This is a genomic window from Bacillus sp. FSL M8-0166 (assembly GCF_038008825.1).
GTDB classification, from domain to species: domain Bacteria; phylum Bacillota; class Bacilli; order Bacillales; family Bacillaceae; genus Bacillus; species Bacillus safensis.
Genome location: NZ_JBBOZZ010000001.1, coordinates 1,510,381 through 1,526,856 on the forward strand (window position 1 = coordinate 1,510,381; position 16,476 = coordinate 1,526,856).

17 protein-coding genes and 3 riboswitches are annotated in these 16,476 nt (G+C 40.7%); of the genes, 3 read left to right on the forward strand and 14 right to left on the reverse strand.

From position 1 onward, the window contains the following. Positions 1-28 precede the first annotated feature (28 nt). The 4 genes from NSS92_RS08040 to NSS92_RS08055 form a co-directional block, all read right to left on the reverse strand. Positions 29-1,189: an anti-sigma factor domain-containing protein gene (locus NSS92_RS08040; RefSeq protein ID WP_340867293.1), complete on the reverse strand. Its 1,161-nt coding sequence runs from the start codon at positions 1,187-1,189 to the stop codon at positions 29-31. Then, positions 1,186-1,941, reverse strand: a complete 756-nt coding sequence (gene sigI / locus NSS92_RS08045; protein ID WP_340867294.1) for an RNA polymerase sigma factor SigI — start codon at positions 1,939-1,941, stop codon at positions 1,186-1,188. The genes NSS92_RS08040 and sigI overlap by 4 nt, the downstream gene beginning before the upstream one ends. A gap of 215 nt (positions 1,942-2,156) precedes the next feature. Next, on the reverse strand, positions 2,157-2,948 hold the full coding sequence (locus NSS92_RS08050) for a TerC family protein (RefSeq protein ID WP_411353395.1): 792 nt from the start codon (positions 2,946-2,948) through the stop codon (positions 2,157-2,159). A 31-nt stretch (positions 2,949-2,979) separates the two neighbouring features. Continuing rightward, positions 2,980-3,150, reverse strand: a riboswitch (yybP-ykoY riboswitch). Positions 3,151-3,227: 77 nt separating this feature from the next. Continuing rightward, entirely contained in the window at positions 3,228-3,842 is a 615-nt protein-coding gene (locus NSS92_RS08055; RefSeq protein WP_267586106.1) for a DedA family protein, read from the reverse strand. Between the two features lie 246 nt (positions 3,843-4,088). Here NSS92_RS08055 and NSS92_RS08060 point away from each other — a divergent pair, with 246 nt between their 5' ends. Next, complete coding sequence (locus NSS92_RS08060; protein ID WP_340867295.1) at positions 4,089-6,509, forward strand: bifunctional diguanylate cyclase/phosphodiesterase; 2,421 nt, start codon at positions 4,089-4,091, stop codon at positions 6,507-6,509. A gap of 234 nt (positions 6,510-6,743) precedes the next feature. On the opposite strand, the gene NSS92_RS08065 is transcribed toward NSS92_RS08060, so the two are convergent. From NSS92_RS08065 to NSS92_RS08075, 3 genes are all read right to left on the reverse strand, one after another. Beyond that, the gene (locus NSS92_RS08065) at positions 6,744-7,208 is read right to left on the reverse strand and encodes a MarR family winged helix-turn-helix transcriptional regulator (RefSeq protein ID WP_095408317.1); all 465 of its coding nucleotides are present in this window, start codon (positions 7,206-7,208) and stop codon (positions 6,744-6,746) included. Positions 7,209-7,565: 357 nt separating this feature from the next. Further along, positions 7,566-7,730, reverse strand: a complete 165-nt coding sequence (locus tag NSS92_RS08070) for a hypothetical protein (RefSeq protein ID WP_041106000.1) — start codon at positions 7,728-7,730, stop codon at positions 7,566-7,568. 38 nt (positions 7,731-7,768) lie between these two features. Further along, the gene (locus tag NSS92_RS08075) at positions 7,769-7,924 is read right to left on the reverse strand and encodes a hypothetical protein (RefSeq protein WP_087975683.1); all 156 of its coding nucleotides are present in this window, start codon (positions 7,922-7,924) and stop codon (positions 7,769-7,771) included. A gap of 192 nt (positions 7,925-8,116) precedes the next feature. Here NSS92_RS08075 and NSS92_RS08080 point away from each other — a divergent pair, with 192 nt between their 5' ends. Continuing rightward, complete coding sequence (locus NSS92_RS08080; RefSeq protein ID WP_024424656.1) at positions 8,117-8,446, forward strand: MerR family transcriptional regulator; 330 nt, start codon at positions 8,117-8,119, stop codon at positions 8,444-8,446. A gap of 34 nt (positions 8,447-8,480) precedes the next feature. Here the strand turns inward: NSS92_RS08080 and NSS92_RS08085 are convergent, their stop codons facing one another. The 7 genes from NSS92_RS08085 to NSS92_RS08115 all read right to left on the reverse strand — a co-directional run bounded on the left by NSS92_RS08085 (position 8,481) and on the right by NSS92_RS08115 (position 14,672). Next, the gene (locus tag NSS92_RS08085) at positions 8,481-8,879 is read right to left on the reverse strand and encodes a hypothetical protein (protein WP_340867296.1); all 399 of its coding nucleotides are present in this window, start codon (positions 8,877-8,879) and stop codon (positions 8,481-8,483) included. 306 nt (positions 8,880-9,185) lie between these two features. After that, entirely contained in the window at positions 9,186-10,544 is a 1,359-nt protein-coding gene (gene mgtE / locus NSS92_RS08090) for a magnesium transporter (RefSeq protein WP_142944617.1), read from the reverse strand. A gap of 208 nt (positions 10,545-10,752) precedes the next feature. Then, positions 10,753-10,917: riboswitch (M-box (ykoK) riboswitch) on the reverse strand. Positions 10,918-11,047: 130 nt separating this feature from the next. Continuing rightward, a complete protein-coding gene (locus tag NSS92_RS08095) occupies positions 11,048-11,188 on the reverse strand; it encodes a hypothetical protein (RefSeq protein ID WP_003212346.1) in 141 nt (46 codons plus the stop codon). A gap of 76 nt (positions 11,189-11,264) precedes the next feature. Then, positions 11,265-11,783 (reverse strand): PepSY domain-containing protein, encoded by a 519-nt coding sequence (locus tag NSS92_RS08100; RefSeq protein ID WP_340867297.1) that lies wholly within the window; start codon positions 11,781-11,783, stop codon positions 11,265-11,267. A gap of 93 nt (positions 11,784-11,876) precedes the next feature. Then, the gene (locus NSS92_RS08105; protein ID WP_340867298.1) at positions 11,877-12,566 is read right to left on the reverse strand and encodes a PepSY domain-containing protein; all 690 of its coding nucleotides are present in this window, start codon (positions 12,564-12,566) and stop codon (positions 11,877-11,879) included. Positions 12,567-12,632: 66 nt separating this feature from the next. Further along, entirely contained in the window at positions 12,633-13,982 is a 1,350-nt protein-coding gene (locus NSS92_RS08110; protein WP_340867299.1) for an ATP-binding protein, read from the reverse strand. Positions 13,983-13,985: 3 nt separating this feature from the next. Continuing rightward, positions 13,986-14,672 (reverse strand): response regulator transcription factor, encoded by a 687-nt coding sequence (locus NSS92_RS08115; protein WP_340867300.1) that lies wholly within the window; start codon positions 14,670-14,672, stop codon positions 13,986-13,988. Positions 14,673-15,114: 442 nt separating this feature from the next. Between NSS92_RS08115 and NSS92_RS08120 the strand changes: the two genes are divergently transcribed. Continuing rightward, entirely contained in the window at positions 15,115-16,074 is a 960-nt protein-coding gene (locus NSS92_RS08120) for a S8 family peptidase (RefSeq protein WP_024424648.1), read from the forward strand. A 112-nt stretch (positions 16,075-16,186) separates the two neighbouring features. Beyond that, positions 16,187-16,378: riboswitch (cobalamin riboswitch) on the forward strand. The last annotated feature ends 98 nt before the right edge of the window (positions 16,379-16,476 follow it).

The window sequence follows — 16,476 nt, forward strand, 5'->3', positions numbered from 1 at the left end:
AATACGCCGGAGCTATTCTGGCGTTTTTTTATTGTTGATATGTGTGCTCATGCCGGTTCTCAAGATAAGGAAACGGTGCACCTTTCCCTTTTGGCTTTTCAGCGGATGGATTGTTCTGATCCCTGCCGTTTTTTTTTGCGTGTTTTTCTGCATCACCACGTGGTGTGCCGTTCCAGTGTCTTCTTTCATCAGGATCAGTTGAGTGATTTTTTTTTTGCTCTTTATCGAAAGAATGATCCTTTTCTTCCTTTATCTTGTTGTCTTTGTTTTCATCATCAGGTTTTTGAGGCTTTTGAACAGATCCTTGCTCTTCCCTCTCTGCCTCCTTCTGCTCTTTGTCCTCAGCTTCAGGAGCCTCTTGATCTGGCTGCATCTCTTCGCTATCGTCTGTCTTTACTTCTTCTTGTTTGTCTTTTTCTGTTTGCTCTTCATCATGTTTCTTAGGATCTTCTTCCTTCACAGCATCATCCTCTGCTGCATCTTCATCCTTTTTGATGTCTTCATGTTCTTTGTCTTGCATTTCTTGATTTCTAATATATGTTCCTGTTGAAATGCCTGCCTTTTGAGCTTTTTCTCTTGTTTCCAGGTCACTTTCCACAGTTTCCAGCTTATAATTGCGTTTTTGATATTCACCAGAAATGGTGTTAATTTTGCTTTTTACGTTTGTTTTATATGTATTGTCCTGCTTGTTTTCATAAACGGTTGAAATATAAATACTTTTAGAGTCGTTCACATATCCTTTTTTGTCACAGTCATCTATAATTTCCTGCACGACTTTGGTCATGTCATTTTTTTCTAAATCCTTCATACTCGCCAGTACTTGCTTCGCATCTTTATTCAGCGGTGTGACACCGATCACTTGATAATTGTGATCAAGCTTCAGCTCAAAGCTTGGGTTAATGTCAATTGTCATATATGCATATGCTTTTTGACTTGAGATAGATGGCATCATAGTAAAAATTACGACAATAATCGCTGCAATTGATAGGATTCCTGCATTTAATGGACGTAAACGAAGCAAGTCAAAGAAACCGGCTCTTTTTCTTTCGAGACGTGATTCATTTGGAAATGTCACTTCTTGGCCGATTTCATAGTTTTGCTGTTCATATTTTGTCCGCAGAAATTGTCCATCAGGGGTCAGCAGCGTGACATATTTTTTGTTTTTCTCTACTATAATGCCTCTTCTCATGAATTAAGCACCCCTTTAAGGTAATCTTTCAAATACACATAATCACCTGTCATAATGATCGCCATCGCAATGATATATTTTCTATTTCTCTCAATCGTTTTGCGGCTGACTACCACTAGCTTTTCCAGCTGTTTGACGGGCAATTGTTTTTTCTGAAATAAAATGGTTCTCAGCTCATCGTGTTCAATGAGTGTATGAGCTACTTTAATGGCATTCTGCCTGGCATCTGCATGCTTTGGTGAATGCTCAAGCAGCTCTTGAAACGTGAGACCATATACTTTCAATCGTTCTTTAAAATGTTCAATCTCTTCTCTTCTATGTTCTTGTTCAATTAAACGCCTATATTCATTTGCAGAGAGCTCTGCTTCAATCATGCTTTGAGAGTATTCGCCATTCTCACTTTCTTGCAGGTCCATTTGAACCGTTGGCGCATTTCTCGCTTCTTTTCGAATATAATCGATCACTTTTCTTTTAATAATTAATTCTGCGAAAGCAAGCAGTGAGTTTCCTTTTTCGGCAGAGTATTTTTCTATCGCTTCATTAAAGGCAATTAAGCCTATGCTGAATTCATCATCTTTTTCATCTATATATCGTTTACAAACGGATGAAACCGTCTTAGCGACAAATGGTTTGTATTGCTCTATTAATGCATTTTGCAGCTCGATATCACCTTGTTGAATACTGATAGCCGACTGCTCTAATGTTTGCTTTTTCTTTCCTTTTTTAAACAAAAGGCTAAGCAATGGTTTCACCTCAGTTCTCCCTATATTACTCATTTATGATAGCTAATTTATGAGGGAAGCGCAAAGGAAGAAATGAGGAATTCATTTCCTGTTACTCAATTATGACATGTATGTCACCATCTACTTTACAATGTTTCGTCTAAAAGCAAAGAAATAAGGGGGTATCTCCCCCTTATTTGTAATATACGTGTTATGAAAATGAAATGATATTTCTTTCAAAAAACCTACTCTCCCAGGCGTGCCTCTTGTTTCTCCTCGTTTTCCTGCCCGCCTTTTCTTGATGGACTTGATAAAAACCAGCCAAATGCTGCAATTGCGAGAAGCACTGTCCAGAAAATGACTTTCCATAATGTTGAATGGATAAAATGAGATGATACGACCCCAATAGCTGGGTGTGACAATGTATAAAGCGTGAGCTTCACACCAACCCATCCAACAATGACAAATGCTGCTGTTTCTAGGCTCGGTCTTGTTTTGAGCAGTTTCACAAAGACCGTTGCTGCAAATCGCATAATAACAAGACCAATGATACCGCCTAAAAGAATGACAATAAATTGACCGCCATCGAGTCCGCCGATTTGCGGAAGACTTGTTGTTGGCAGTGTCACAGCTAAAGCGACGGCCGCTAAAATGGAATCTACAGCAAAAGCAATGTCGGCAAGCTCTACTTTCACGACTGTTGCCCAGAAACCGCTTTGTTTCATGTTTGTATCTGTTTCCTTTTTCTTAAATACGTGCGATTTTAAAATATGGTGAATGGAAATATAAAGAAGATAAATAGCGCCAATGGCTTGAACTTGCCATACATCCACTAAAAACGAAATAAGAAACAGAGAACCAAATCGCATGACAAACGCACCTGCAAGTCCGTAAAACAGTGCCTTTTTCCTTTGTTTTTCAGGAAGGTGTTTGACCATCACGGCCATGACCAGCGCGTTATCAGCTGCTAAAATCCCTTCTAATCCAATCAGTACGAGCAGAACCCACCCGTACTCTAAAATAATGGCTGCATCCATCATCATTCCTCCTTGTTTTTATCTATTGTCCCACAACAGACAAAGGCTTATGAATGCAAAAAAGACCTTTGCCTGTAATGGCAAAGGTCTTGCTAGACATGTGATATGTAGAATCATGCCAACAAAGCCGATGAACATCAGTCCATGTAATGACGACTTTGTTTCCGGTAAAAACCGGACGCTACTCCCCTTTGGCGGGATTTAGAATATTTAGATTACTTATATCATAATCAATAGACACTGGATTGTCAACAGGTGACTTTCGCTCCGATCCATTGATTAGGCAGTTGGCGTTTCTGTTTTTCTTTTTCTTCGTTTTATAAACAGGTAGAGAACAAACAATAACACAACACCGATCCCAATTGGTAAAAGATATGGATCTAACATGGTGCCAACCTCTTTCCAGTTCTCTCCGAGCATAAACCCAAGATACACATACACAAACGTAATTGGTGTAATCGCCAAAAACGTATACAGGCAAAAGACCCACACATTCATCTTGGCAATACCGCATGGGATGGAGATAAGCGTCCTAACCCCTGGTATAAACCGGCCGCTGAATGCGACGAATCCGCCATGCTTTTCAAAGAAAGCATCCGATTTATCAAGCGACTCAGGTTTTATAAAAAAGTACTTTCCATATTTATTTAAAAAGGGTCTGCCGCCGTAACGTCCTAACCAGTACAAGGTCAAAGGGCCAGCCACGCCGCCAATAGAGCCGGCCGCCACAACACCGATAAAGGCCATGTCCCCTTCTGAGACCCAGTAACCCGCAAGAGGCAAAACCACTTCAGCAGGTACAAATTCAATGCATAATGCGAGGAAGATGCCAAAGTATGACAAGTTCTTAAAGGCATCAGCTAAAGAAATAATAAAATCTTCGATGTTTATCAATCCCTTTCACACATAATCATTTGACTGATTCTATCTCTTTTAGAATCACACCATATATTAAACGAATAAAACCGAAGAAACGATTCACTTTTCGTCGTTTTTTTACATTAAATTTGATTTTACTATAAAAGAAGGATGAAAAAAACGGTGATTGTTTTATTTAAGTGAAGGAAAGGTGAACACAGAAGCGATTCGATCCGATATATTATGTATATGTCTGTTTTAAGATACAGGAGGTTTTCGTACATGACCCATTTAACAGGAAGCTACAATGGATGGCTTGTCTTTCTGTCAATCGCTGTCGCCGCTGTCGCCTCCTACTCAGCTCTTCATATAGCCAGCAGGGTAGCACAGTCAAGCGGTGCAAAAAAAAAGGTATGGCTGCTCATTGGTGCAATGATCATGGGAATGGGGATATGGTCGATGTATTTTATTGGCATGATGGCATTTCAAATGCGTGTTGGCATCACATATGATACTCCCTTACTGATTTTATCAATTTTGGTCTCATTTATCGGATCCTTGATTGCTTTTTCAATATGCATTCAAAAGCAGGTCTCTAGAAGACGGCTGCTCATTAGTTCAACCACCATGGGTTCAGCTATTTGCAGCATGCATTATCTTGGAATGGAATCAATGGCCAATGTCTCAATCAGCTATGATCCAGTCCTCTTTTTTCTTTCATTTTTCATTGCTGCTACTGCCTCCTACTTTTCATTGAAGCTCTTCTTTCGTGTTGAGCGCATTAAAAGTAAACGGAAGAATTATCTTTTAAAGAGCCTTGGGTCAATGTTGATGGGCGGTGCAATAGCAGGCATGCATTATACTGGTATGGCTGCCTCTACCATGTTTTATCATTCAAATGGACAGACCGCTGCAGGTGGCTATCTTGAAATGTCGCCATTCAGTCTGTCGATTTTCATCGGATTGATGACACTTATTGTCCAAACTCTGATGATCTTTGGTGCCTATATTGATCACCGGATCATGACGCAGTCAGATCAACTGAAAGAAAATGAACAGCGGTTTCAATCGCTTATCAAACATAATATAGACGGCATTATCGTGTTATCTGTCGATCGAAAGGTTCTTTCTGCAAATGACTCTGGTAAACAAATCTTAGAGTTGTGCAATTCTAAGATTGGTGATGATGTCAGCCAATATGTGATGCCGACTGAGTTGTGGGAAGAATTTATTTCTCAGTCAAAAAAATCCATCACACGCGAAGCAGAACTGAAAGCAGCAGATCGTTTTTATTATTACCATGTCACTTACATACCTGTTCATGTGAACGATTCACTTGACAGCATTTATCTTGTTTTAAAAGATTTAACGCAGCAGCGGATTGCAGAAAAAGAAATTCATGTGATGGCACATTATGATGCATTAACAGAGCTGCCTAACCGCCGCCAGGGCATCAATCATTTAAATGAAGTTCTCTCCGCTCAAGAAAAGTCAAAAACATCAACAGCAGTTCTGTTTCTGGACTTAAATCGTTTTAAAATTATTAATGATGCACTTGGTCATAACATAGGAGACTTACTGCTGAAAGCTGCCGCAAACAGACTGACGCAATGTTTACCGGACAATGGCTTTATCGCAAGACTTGGCGGTGATGAATTTTTAATGATCTTTCCTCACATGGATCATGATACACATAAAATCGAACAATTTTCTAAAAATATCATCCATCAATTTGAACGTCCTTTTTTCATCCAGAACCATCAGCTCATTACATCAATCAGCATTGGGATCGCCATCTCTCCGCAAAATGGCAAAAACGGGATGGAGCTGATGAGAAAAGCCGATATGGCCATGTATTTATCCAAAAAACATAAGCAAAGCCGATATGAGTTCTTTACCGAATCCATGGAAAGATTGAGTGAGGACAGGCTAAACCGGGAGCTGGAGCTGAGGGATGCCATTCAAAGAGAACAATTTGTCCTTCACTACCAGCCGCAAGTCAGTGCCAAAACAAGAAAAATGACTGGGGTTGAAGCCCTTTTAAGAATGAAGGCACCCGATGGTTCCTTAAAGTCACCTGAAGCTTTTATTGAGCTGGCAGAGGAATCAGGACTGATCATCGATATTGGCAGATGGGTCATTGATACAGCTGGCAAGCAGGCAAAAATATGGTATGACGCTGGGCTAAAGATCCCTGTGGCTGTCAATTTATCTGCGAAACAATTCAATTCTGAAGACTTAATTGATTTGATCAAGCTGACACTGAAAAAATACGATCTGAAACCATCACTCTTGGAGCTTGAAGTCACAGAAAGTATGACAATGGACAATATCAAGCAATCAAAACAGGTGTTAACGTCGCTGAAACAGCTTGGCGTCCGCATTAGTATTGATGATTTCGGCACAGGCCACAGCTCCTTAAGCTATTTAAAGGATTTACCTATTCATCGACTGAAAATTGATAAATCCTTTATTGAGGATATCTTAAGTGATTCAAAGTCTGAACAGATTACAGGGGCTATTATAGCGATGGGACACCAATTATCTCTCGAAGTGATAGCAGAAGGTGTTGAAACATTTGCACAGGCCCAGCTATTATCTGCCCAGGGCTGTGACGACTTGCAAGGGTTTTATTATGCCAAGCCGCTGCCAGCAAGCGATATTGAAAAATTCATCGCCTATCCGGCGCAGCTGGACACATAAAAAAGGTGCCAATGATGGCACCTTCCAGCGTGCAGACAAACCCTCGCATTCAGTGTCAGTCCTGCGTGCCGGTGCTCACGAATGCTCAATTCGCTCCGCTCCGGTACTCGTCCTTCCTAGACTTCAAAGGTTTTCTGTCACGCTGAGCTGAGAAGAAGACAAAGGGCTAAAATAAAGATCACTTTAGCCCTTTGTCAACAATTTAAAAGGTGCCAATGATGGCACCTTTTCGTTTTATCTAAATAATAAATGCTGACTGTGAATACCTGCTTTTTTCAATAAACTAATCAATTGCTCTTGTTCTTCACGCGTCAGACCAGAGAATGCACGCGCAATCCGAAGAGAGTGGATCGGATAAATCTTGTCAAGATAACTTCGCCCTTTATCCGTTAAATGGGCATAAACCGACCGTTTATCCTTGGGGTCCTGCTCTCTTTCAATGAAACCATTTCGTTCTAATTTGTCAATTACGTACGTCACATTCCCGCTGACAAGCAGGAGTCTTGAGCCGATTTGCTGAAGCTTTTGAGCACCTCTTGTGTACAGTAATTCAAGAACGGCAAATTCAGTTGGATTAAACCCATGCTCTTTGCTGTCTCTAATACTGTGTTCTGAAACGCTTTTAAATGCTCTTGCAAAAACCTTGTAAAGCGTCATTGAGCGTTCTACTTCTTCTTCATTAAACGATAGTCTCATCACATATCTACCTCTTATAATATTTTTTTAACTTCAAGGCTGTCTTGCGGTGCAGTTGGAGCCTTTCGTAAAAAATAGAAGTACGTTTTTGAAAACCCTTTCAACCACATAAGTGACTCCATTCGTGTTATGTATAAGTTTTCGATATAAACTTTTAAAATCCTTCTTATTTTTCATAATCATCTCGAAAAAAAGCTTTTTCAGCAAACCATCAAGATGCGACACAATTTAACATAATCTGTAAAGAACCTATAGTTTCTTGCACTTCATTCGCCAAATTTCTACAAAATTCAATATTGCTATAATATTAAACACAAAAAAAGAACCCTTTATGTGACATACGCACATTCCAAGGGATTTTTACAGATAGCGCTCTGTTTTGTTGAAAAAGAAATGATACTCTTTTTTTAAGTCACTAATTGTCATGTTCTTGGCCGCATCAGGGCTGTAAACCCCCAATGAACATAGCTGCTTCGTATAATAATGTCTTTCTTTTGCTAAAGCTTCTTTTAATATACGCCGCACCGATTATCCCCTCCTATCAAGTGATTTGGATCGGGTGCTTATGAAGACTTCTTATACAAATCATTTTGCATGGCTCTTAGAAGCGCATGTGCATTCTGACCTGCAGCCTGCATGAATTGCTCGAGCAATTCATCCCTCTTCACATCTAATGCGATGATTTCTTTTGCCATACGTATGATCTGTGCTTGCTCCATCATATGCTCCTCCTCCTATGTCAACTCACCATGATTATATGTCGTCGTAAGATGTGTTGCACACTTCCTGTCATCTTTCCTCCCATGTTTTTTTCATTTTTTTCGTTTTTGTGTTATATTTTCTAACAAACGATAGGTTTTTTTACTTCTCGTTCTATATAATATGAAGAAAAGACTTGCAGGGGTGAGTGTATGACGCAGGAGGATGTATCTTATAAAGATAAAAAAGTCATTTCAATCGGGATTGTCAGTGAATTAACAGGACTTTCCGTCAGGCAAATCCGATATTATGAGGAACGTAAACTCATCTACCCCCAGCGCTCAACAAGAGGCACACGGAAATATTCTTTTGCAGATGTTGAACGTTTAATGGACATCGCCAACAAACGGGAAGACGGTGTGCAGACAGCTGAAATTTTAAAAGACATGAAGAAAAAAGAACAAGCGCTAAAAAGCGGACAATTTAAGAAAAAAATGCTGGAAGGCCAGATTAACGCACACTTTCGGTATAAAAATCGTTAAACAAAAAAAGAATCGCTCTTTTGAACGATTCTTTTTATTTAGAGGAAGCTTCAGTACCTTCTACAACCCCTACAAAGTCAATCAGCACGCCGCCTCTTTCAGGATCTTCTTTCACCCGCAGGGCAAGTGCCTTTTTCTTCCCGGTTTTTGCATCTTCATAATTCGCATGGAACACATGAATGCTGGCTTCTTCCAATTGAAAATCCTCATAAGAAAGCGTGTCTATGCCCCATTCTTTTTTCAGTTTCAGAATGTCATTCGGGCTCGGAACCGCACCTTCGACGTAGATGTCTTCCATTTTTCTTTTATTTCCTTCAGTGATGGCTTCAAGCATATGCTCTGCAGCCACTAGCCTCCGGTCTTTCCCCTCGTTCTCCCTTTGACATGCACTCAGCAAAAGCATACACATCAAAATGAATAAGAATTTCTTCATGTTTCTCTCCCACCTTCTCCTTAAAATGTAAAGGATGGAAGCGCTATATGCAATCTTTATACAAAAAAGACTGTAAAACGTCATGTTTTACAGTCTTAGATTGTGGACAAAGGCTAAAATGATGTTTATTTTAGTCCTTTGTCTACCTTTCAGCGCGATCTGAAAACCTTTGAAGTCTAGGAAGGACGAGTACCGGAGCGGAGCGAATTGAACATTCGTGAGCACCGGCACGCAAGGACTGACAACGAATGCAAGGGTTTGTCGGCGCGCTGAGACTGTAAAACGTCATGTTTTACAGTCTTCTTGCTACATAAGTGTATGGAGGAACGCTGTCGCAATTCCAAAATAGATGAGCAGTGATAAAATATCATTCAATGTTGTAATCAGCGGCCCAGATGCAATAGCCGGGTCCACGTTTAATCTGTGTAAAATGATAGGCACGACCGTACCTGCCATGGTTCCAATAATCAGTGTGGCAAGAAGTGAGGAACCGACAACAAACCCTAAAATCATATTGCCCTGCCACACCATTGCGACGACTGTAATAATGATGGAACAGACAATCCCAATGTAAATACTTGTTCGAAGCTCTCTAAAAATCAGGCGCACAATGGTTTTCTTCGTTAATTCTTCTTTTGAAAGTCCTCTAATGACGACCGCAAGCGATTGTGTCCCTGTATTCCCTGTCATCCCAGCAATCATCGGCATGAAGAAGGCTAAGGCGACGACTTGCTGAAGGGTATCTTCAAAGTAATTTAAAATACTGCCTGAAATCAGCCCAATGAATAAGAGCAAAATGAGCCATGGGAGACGGCGGTATGCCGCAACAAAAGCGGGCGTGTCGAACGTAATATCTTTACCAGAGGCAGCGAACTTCTCATAGTCTTCTCCTGCCTCTTGAATGACGACATCAATGATATCATCGACTGTGACGATTCCGACTAGGACATTGTTCTCTTCCACAACAGGAATGGCAAGAAAATCATACCGTTCAATCAGCTTTGCGATTTCTTCCTGATCCTGAAAGGCTCCAACGGCAATGACTCTTGTAAACATAAGATCCTGCACTTTTTCATCTGGTTCACCTAAAATGAGATCGCGGTACGACAGAACCCCTACAAGCTGCTTTTGATCATTAATGACATATAAATAGTTGATCGATTCTGCAATTTCAGCAAAGCTTTTCAGCTTTACAACTGCGTCCTGAACCGTATAATGCTGAGGAATCCATACGTACCGGTTGGTCATGATCCGGCCTGCTGTCTCAGCAGGATAATTCATGAGAAGCTGGACGGCCTTTGATTCCTCTGCCTCCATGTTTGATAAAAGCTGATCTTTTAGCTCATCATCCATTTCATCAAACAAGTTGGCAAGGTCATCGTTATCCATTTTGTTTGTGACGAAGGTGGCTTTGTCTTTCCCTACTTTTTCAAGCACAATTTCTTGGTATTCTCGCTCAAGCTCACCCATCATTTCCGTTACATCATCGACTGTTAAAAAGCTGAGGAAGCGGCCCCGGTGTTTTTCTGGAAGCTCTTTAAATAAATAGGCCATATCATATGGCTGAAGTTCTTCCATAATGTTTTTAAATTCTTTGCGTTTGCCATCTCTTAATAAAATAATGATTCTTAAAATGAGTTCATCGTACGTAATGTTCTGTATCATCGCTGTTACCTCCCCAAAGTCAGGAGATACCCGAATCCCTTAGAATGTGCGGGGGTCAGGATCTCCTCTGTCTGATGCGTCAATCTGATCTTTTGACATACTCTCTATGTGTCTCGAATCGGGATGATCCATCCCCACACCTCCTTTTCTCATAAAAAAGCACCTTCAACCGAATGAAGGCGCTTTGTAAGCATGACAAAATAAACACTTGCTCCTTCAATCGTAGAGCTTTAGCACTGTATGGCATAGGATAAAATCCAGCTGCATTAAAAATCACCTTATGTCGATGATTTCTGTTGACCCATTGGCGTCTTTGGACATTTTTGGGCAGCAGCGTATCTCCATACAGGAGCCTCACCTAACGAAGTCTCATATTGTTAACACACTGAGATTACAGAAAAAGTGGAATGATGTCAATAAGCAAGATGCCAAATATCCTTATGTATTCGCTTACTTTTCAAAAAAGAGCGATAGACAGCTCGGCCATCGCCCTTTCATGTCTTTTATTCCTCTTCCGGCTGATTCATATCCTCTTGGGAGAGGAGATGAAAGGAATCATGCAAAAACAAAGCATATCCTTCTCCATCAGGATGCGGAACGTATTCCGCGTGATCCATTGTCTGCTCTTCTTCTTTTTTCTTCATATTCTCTCGCCTCCTTTCCCGTAGTTTGTCCCAATGAAAAAACCTTACACATGAAAGTGTAAGGTTTGGTCATGGCTTAATCATCCCATTCTTGCTTCAGGATTTTGCCTGTTTTAGCGGAAATCTCAAAATCAACTTCCTCGCCGCCTGGTGTTGTAATTTCAATCTCATAAATGTACACACCATTTTCTTTATCTAGATCAGAATCAGTGACTGTGCCTTTTACTTTTGCAAGAGCAATTTTTTCAGCCTGTTTTTTCGTGATCTTCACATTCTGTTTCTTTTCTTTGACTGGATCATTCAGCGCTTTTCCAGTTTTTGCATTGACATATACTTTATATTCAAAGCCGCCTTTTTTAATCTCGACCTCATACACCCATTTTCCTTTTTTACGCTCAAGATCCACATCATCCACATAGCCTTTCACCACTTTTAAGGCTGCTTTTTCAGCTTGTTTCTTTGAAACAAATGACGATTTCTTTTGCACCACTTGCTCGGCGTTTGCTGTTTGATTTGTATTTTGCGCTTGAAGTGTGAAACCACCTGCGACAAGAGTTCCCGTTAATGCTGTAGCTACTAGTACTTTTTTCATCATGTTCATTTCCTCCTCTGTTTGATTTCTTCTATATCATAAAAAAACAAGATGATAAAGGAAGGAAAGAAACATGAGAATATCATGAGAAAAAGATTAGTTTTCGTACGTAATGCCCTCAATGTCTCCTGTATAGGCGTTCACAAGCACCTCTGCCTCTCTGCCGTCAGGCAAATCCAGCTCCACCTCAAATACGAGCATACCGCTGAATGTTTCAAGATCAGCATCATCCACTGTTCCGCCAACTTCTTTGACGGCAATTTGGATGGCTTCCTCGACGGTGATTTTCGTGAGCTTCTTTTCTTTAGAGGTTGGTTTTTTCTTTTCTGCTTCAAGCACCTTAAATGATTGTTTGTCGATATCGACTTGATATAATTCTTTTTTTGATTGGATGGTAAAAATAAAGCGATCTGACGTCTCTTTCTTTTGAATGACGGTTCCGCTCACCTTTTTAACAGCCGCCTCTTCTGCCTGGAGCTCAGCATTTTTTTCATTTGGCTTCTGATAGCTTTTTAACTGTCTAATTTCTTTCATTTGACCGCTTGCAGAAGATGCAATGATTTGATAGATGCCATTTGCATTTTCCAGCGTCATTGTATAGTCCTGTTTATGATTGATTAAATCAATATGTGTAATGTTTCCATTGTAGTCTTTTGAGATCATTTTTTTCATTTCTGCTTCACTTAATATTTTTTGATCAATGGTTTGGATCATGAGCATTGCAAAGGCCGCAAGAATCACAAGACATCCTGCGAGCGCAAGCACCATTTTCGTTTTTCTAGACATGCAGCGCCTCCTTCCTATTTCCTATTTTATAAGGAGGAAATGAGAAATTGATGAGAAAAGACCCATTTATTTCTGAAAAAGAATGGTCATGGCTGTCCCTTCGCCGATACGGCTGTCTACCTTCAGCTCGGCCCCATGTTCTTCTGCAATTTGCTTCGCAATTGAAAGACCGAGTCCGGTTCCGCCCGTCTCACTGTTTCTCGCTTCATCCACACGGAAAAAGCGGTCAAAGATTTTCGGCAGATCCTCTTCTTTTATGCCAATTCCTTGATCAATCACTGAAATAAATGGCTTGTCTCCTGCCCATCCGCAGGTCACATCAACTGGCTCTCTGCTATATTTGACCGCATTATCAATTAAGATAGTCAAAAGCTGTTTGATTTTCTCTTCGTCTCCTTCTGCGATCAGCTGCTGATCTGTCTGCACATGAGATTGAATCGTTCGATTGGTGGCCACTTCAAGTGTATGACATAGCTGCTTGCACAAATGACCAAGATCAACCGGCTTCATATCCAAGTATAATGGCTGGCCGTTTTTCGCCAATGTCAGTAATTGATCTGTCAGTCTTTTCATTTTTTTCGCTTCATCATGAATCGCTTGGGAGGATTCTTCTACAACCTCTGGACGTGTTTGCCCCCAGCGTTTGAGTAAATTGCTGTAGCTCATAATGACGGTAATCGGTGTCTTCAATTCATGGGAGGCATCATGCAAAAATTGCTGTTCTTTTTCATAATGCTTCTCGAGAATCTCGGACATTTCATTAAAGGTTTGTCCCATTTGATATAGTTCATCCTTTGAATCGCCTGTTAATTCAATTCGTTTAAACGCCTTCTCTTTCATACTTGCCTTCATGGTACTCGTCATTCTGCTAATCGGCCGGACAATTTGCTTTGTTAACACATGGCCTGCAAAATAGGAAAGCACAATAAACAAAACGCCGGTAGCGATTAAAATCATTTTTAATAACGCTAAGTTCTCTTCCGTATTTTCGATTTCTTCATATACTTGAAGCGACATAATCTCACCATTTGTCCAAATGACCGGAATAGCAGCGAACGCAATCATATGCTTATTGTATTCTTTGATTTCTGCCGTCTGGCCAGATTCGTATGTAAAAGGCAGTGAGCTAAACGTTGACTCCTTTGTGACAGTCAGTTTTGACTCTCCCGTTTCTGTCACGACACGGATCATACCATTTTGAGGCAGGTACGCCTTCAGCAGCTCCGAGGACGGAAGACCCTCTTCCTCTGATTTTTTTAAAGCAATCGCAATATTTTCAGCCACCTCAGACAAGCGGGACATATCTTTTTGCGTCAAGGTCATCGAAAAAATAAAATAAATGGCTGTATGAAACAAGAGCACCATTAAAAACAAAGACAACGACGTATAAAGCTGAATCTTATTTTTTAATCTCATTCTTTATCCTTTCATCACATAACCCACACCTCTCACTGTGTGAATCAGCTGTTTTTCGAATGGGTAATCGATTTTTTTCCTTAAATAACGGATATAGACATCTACCACGTTTGTATCACCGAAATAATCAAAGCCCCAAACCGCTGTTAAAAGCTGATCTCTTGTGAGCACTTGCTGCTGATGGTTCAGGAAGTGGACAAGCAGGTCATATTCTCTCGGCGTGAGTTCAAGCATTTGCCCAGCCCTTTGTATTTCTCTTGTTTTCTCGTTGACCGTTAAATCTGCTATGCTCAGCTCTGTCTCCTTTTCTTCTTGTGCATGTATATTCAACCTTAGCTGTGCGCGAATTCGTGCTAATAATTCTTCTATGTCAAAAGGTTTTGTTATATAATCATTCGCCCCAAGATCGAGCCCGCTTACCTTATCAGGCACACTTCCCCTTGCTGTAATCAAAATAATAGGTGTCGCTGTATTTGTCTTTCGAACCCTTCTCAGCACTTCAAGCCCGCTTAACTCTGGAAGCATGACGTCAAGCAGCACCAAATCGAAGCTGTCTTCTTCAAGAGCCTGAAGCCCGTCCATTCCTGTCTCTTTGACTGTCACCTCATATCCTTCATATTCCAGTTCAAGTGACAAAACCCTTGCTATTTTCTTTTCATCTTCGACTACGAGTATCTTCCCTTTATTCATCTCTATCTCTCCTATCTGAAAGGCAAGCTTGTCTTTCCATTATTATATGTTGCCTTTCTCATTTGGAACAGTCACAATCTTCACATCTATTTTTTTATGGAGGGAATTATTTTTGAACAAAAACATTTGACTTGAGCCTTCTTCTCATTTGTTACTTGATTTCATTATTTTTTAGTCTGCCTCTTTTAGTTCTATTCACCCATTTTCATCTGTACAGGTGCAACCTCACTATGCAGCATTTCCTTCTTTTTCATATGATATCAAGAGTTTTCTTCAAAAGGTGAGCTCTTTCGTCAATAAGTGAGGAGAACTGCACTTTTGATAATAGATTGATTATTTGAAAAATTATTACAATTGACCCTTTCCGATCAAAAGTTTCTTTTATACAATAACATTACGCAGCCTGAATCTACTTTGAAAACAAAATAAGGAGGGCTTTCTTATGAAAGGTGAAATTCGCTTAATTCCGTATGAAGTAAAAGCCAATGTGATGGAAGCGAAAGAGACGCCGGAAAGTATTCAGGAGATTAAAGCACCCGAACTTTGGTCAAGTGGCTTCAAAGGAAAAGGCATAACCATTGCTGTCCTTGATACAGGCTGTGACACAGAGCATCCCGACTTAAAAGATCAGATTATCGGTGGGAAGAACTTTACCGATGATGACGATGGAGATGCTGAAAATGTAAAAGACTACAATGGACATGGTACCCATGTAGCAGGAACGATTGCCGCAACAGATCAAAATGGCGGAATTTTAGGGGTTGCCCCTGAAGCCAAGCTGCTCATCGTGAAAGTTCTTGGCGGTGAAAATGGCAGCGGAAAATATGAATGGATCATTGACGGCATCAACTATGCCGCAGAGCAGAAGGTTGATATTATCTCCATGTCTCTCGGTGGTCCAAGCAATGAGCCAGCCCTGCAGGAAGCCATTCAAAATGCGGTAAAAAGCGGTGTGCTTGTTGTGTGCGCAGCAGGAAATGAAGGGGACGGGGACGAGCGTACGGAAGAGTTCTCCTACCCAGCAGCATACAATGAAGTCATTGCCGTCGGTTCTGTTTCCCTTGCAAGAGAATCCTCTGAATTTTCTAACGCCAATAAAGAAATCGACCTCGTCGCTCCAGGAGAAGACATTTTATCCACTCTCCCTAACCATAAATATGGCAGACTCACAGGGACTTCAATGGCTGCCCCTCACGTAAGCGGTGCACTAGCCATTATCAAAAATGCTGAAGAAGAAGCGTTCCAGCGCAAACTGACAGAGCCTGAGGTCTATGCTCAGCTTGTCAGAAGAACCCTGCCATTAAAGCAGTCGAAAGCCCTTGTAGGGAATGGATTTTTATATTTAACTGCGCCTGATGTCCTTTTAGAAAAAACATTGGAAGCAGATCTTTTATCTCTATAGCTTAAATAGAGGTCCTGAGAAAAGATAGAATTTTCTCAGGATTTTTTTAATTAAAATTATTCAAAATTTACTTTGACGAAATGAAGTGAACGTTATATAATCGAACACAATAAATTCATAGTTTGAGAGTCGGTAATTCGATCACACGTCGAATTTTAATTGGGAAGACCGGTGAAAATCCGGCGCGGTCCCGCCACTGTGAGTGAGGAGAGCTTTTCTCATGAATCCACTGTCATCAGGATGGGAAGGATGAAAAGCTTGCAGATTCACCAGCCAGGATACCAGCCGCTCTATCACATCAAACCCCCTACGGTTGATAGGAGATGTCGGAAAAGCGTTAGTTATACTCACGCCTTATTTCGCACACACATTTTGTCTTTTAAACCAGACATTTGCCTCATC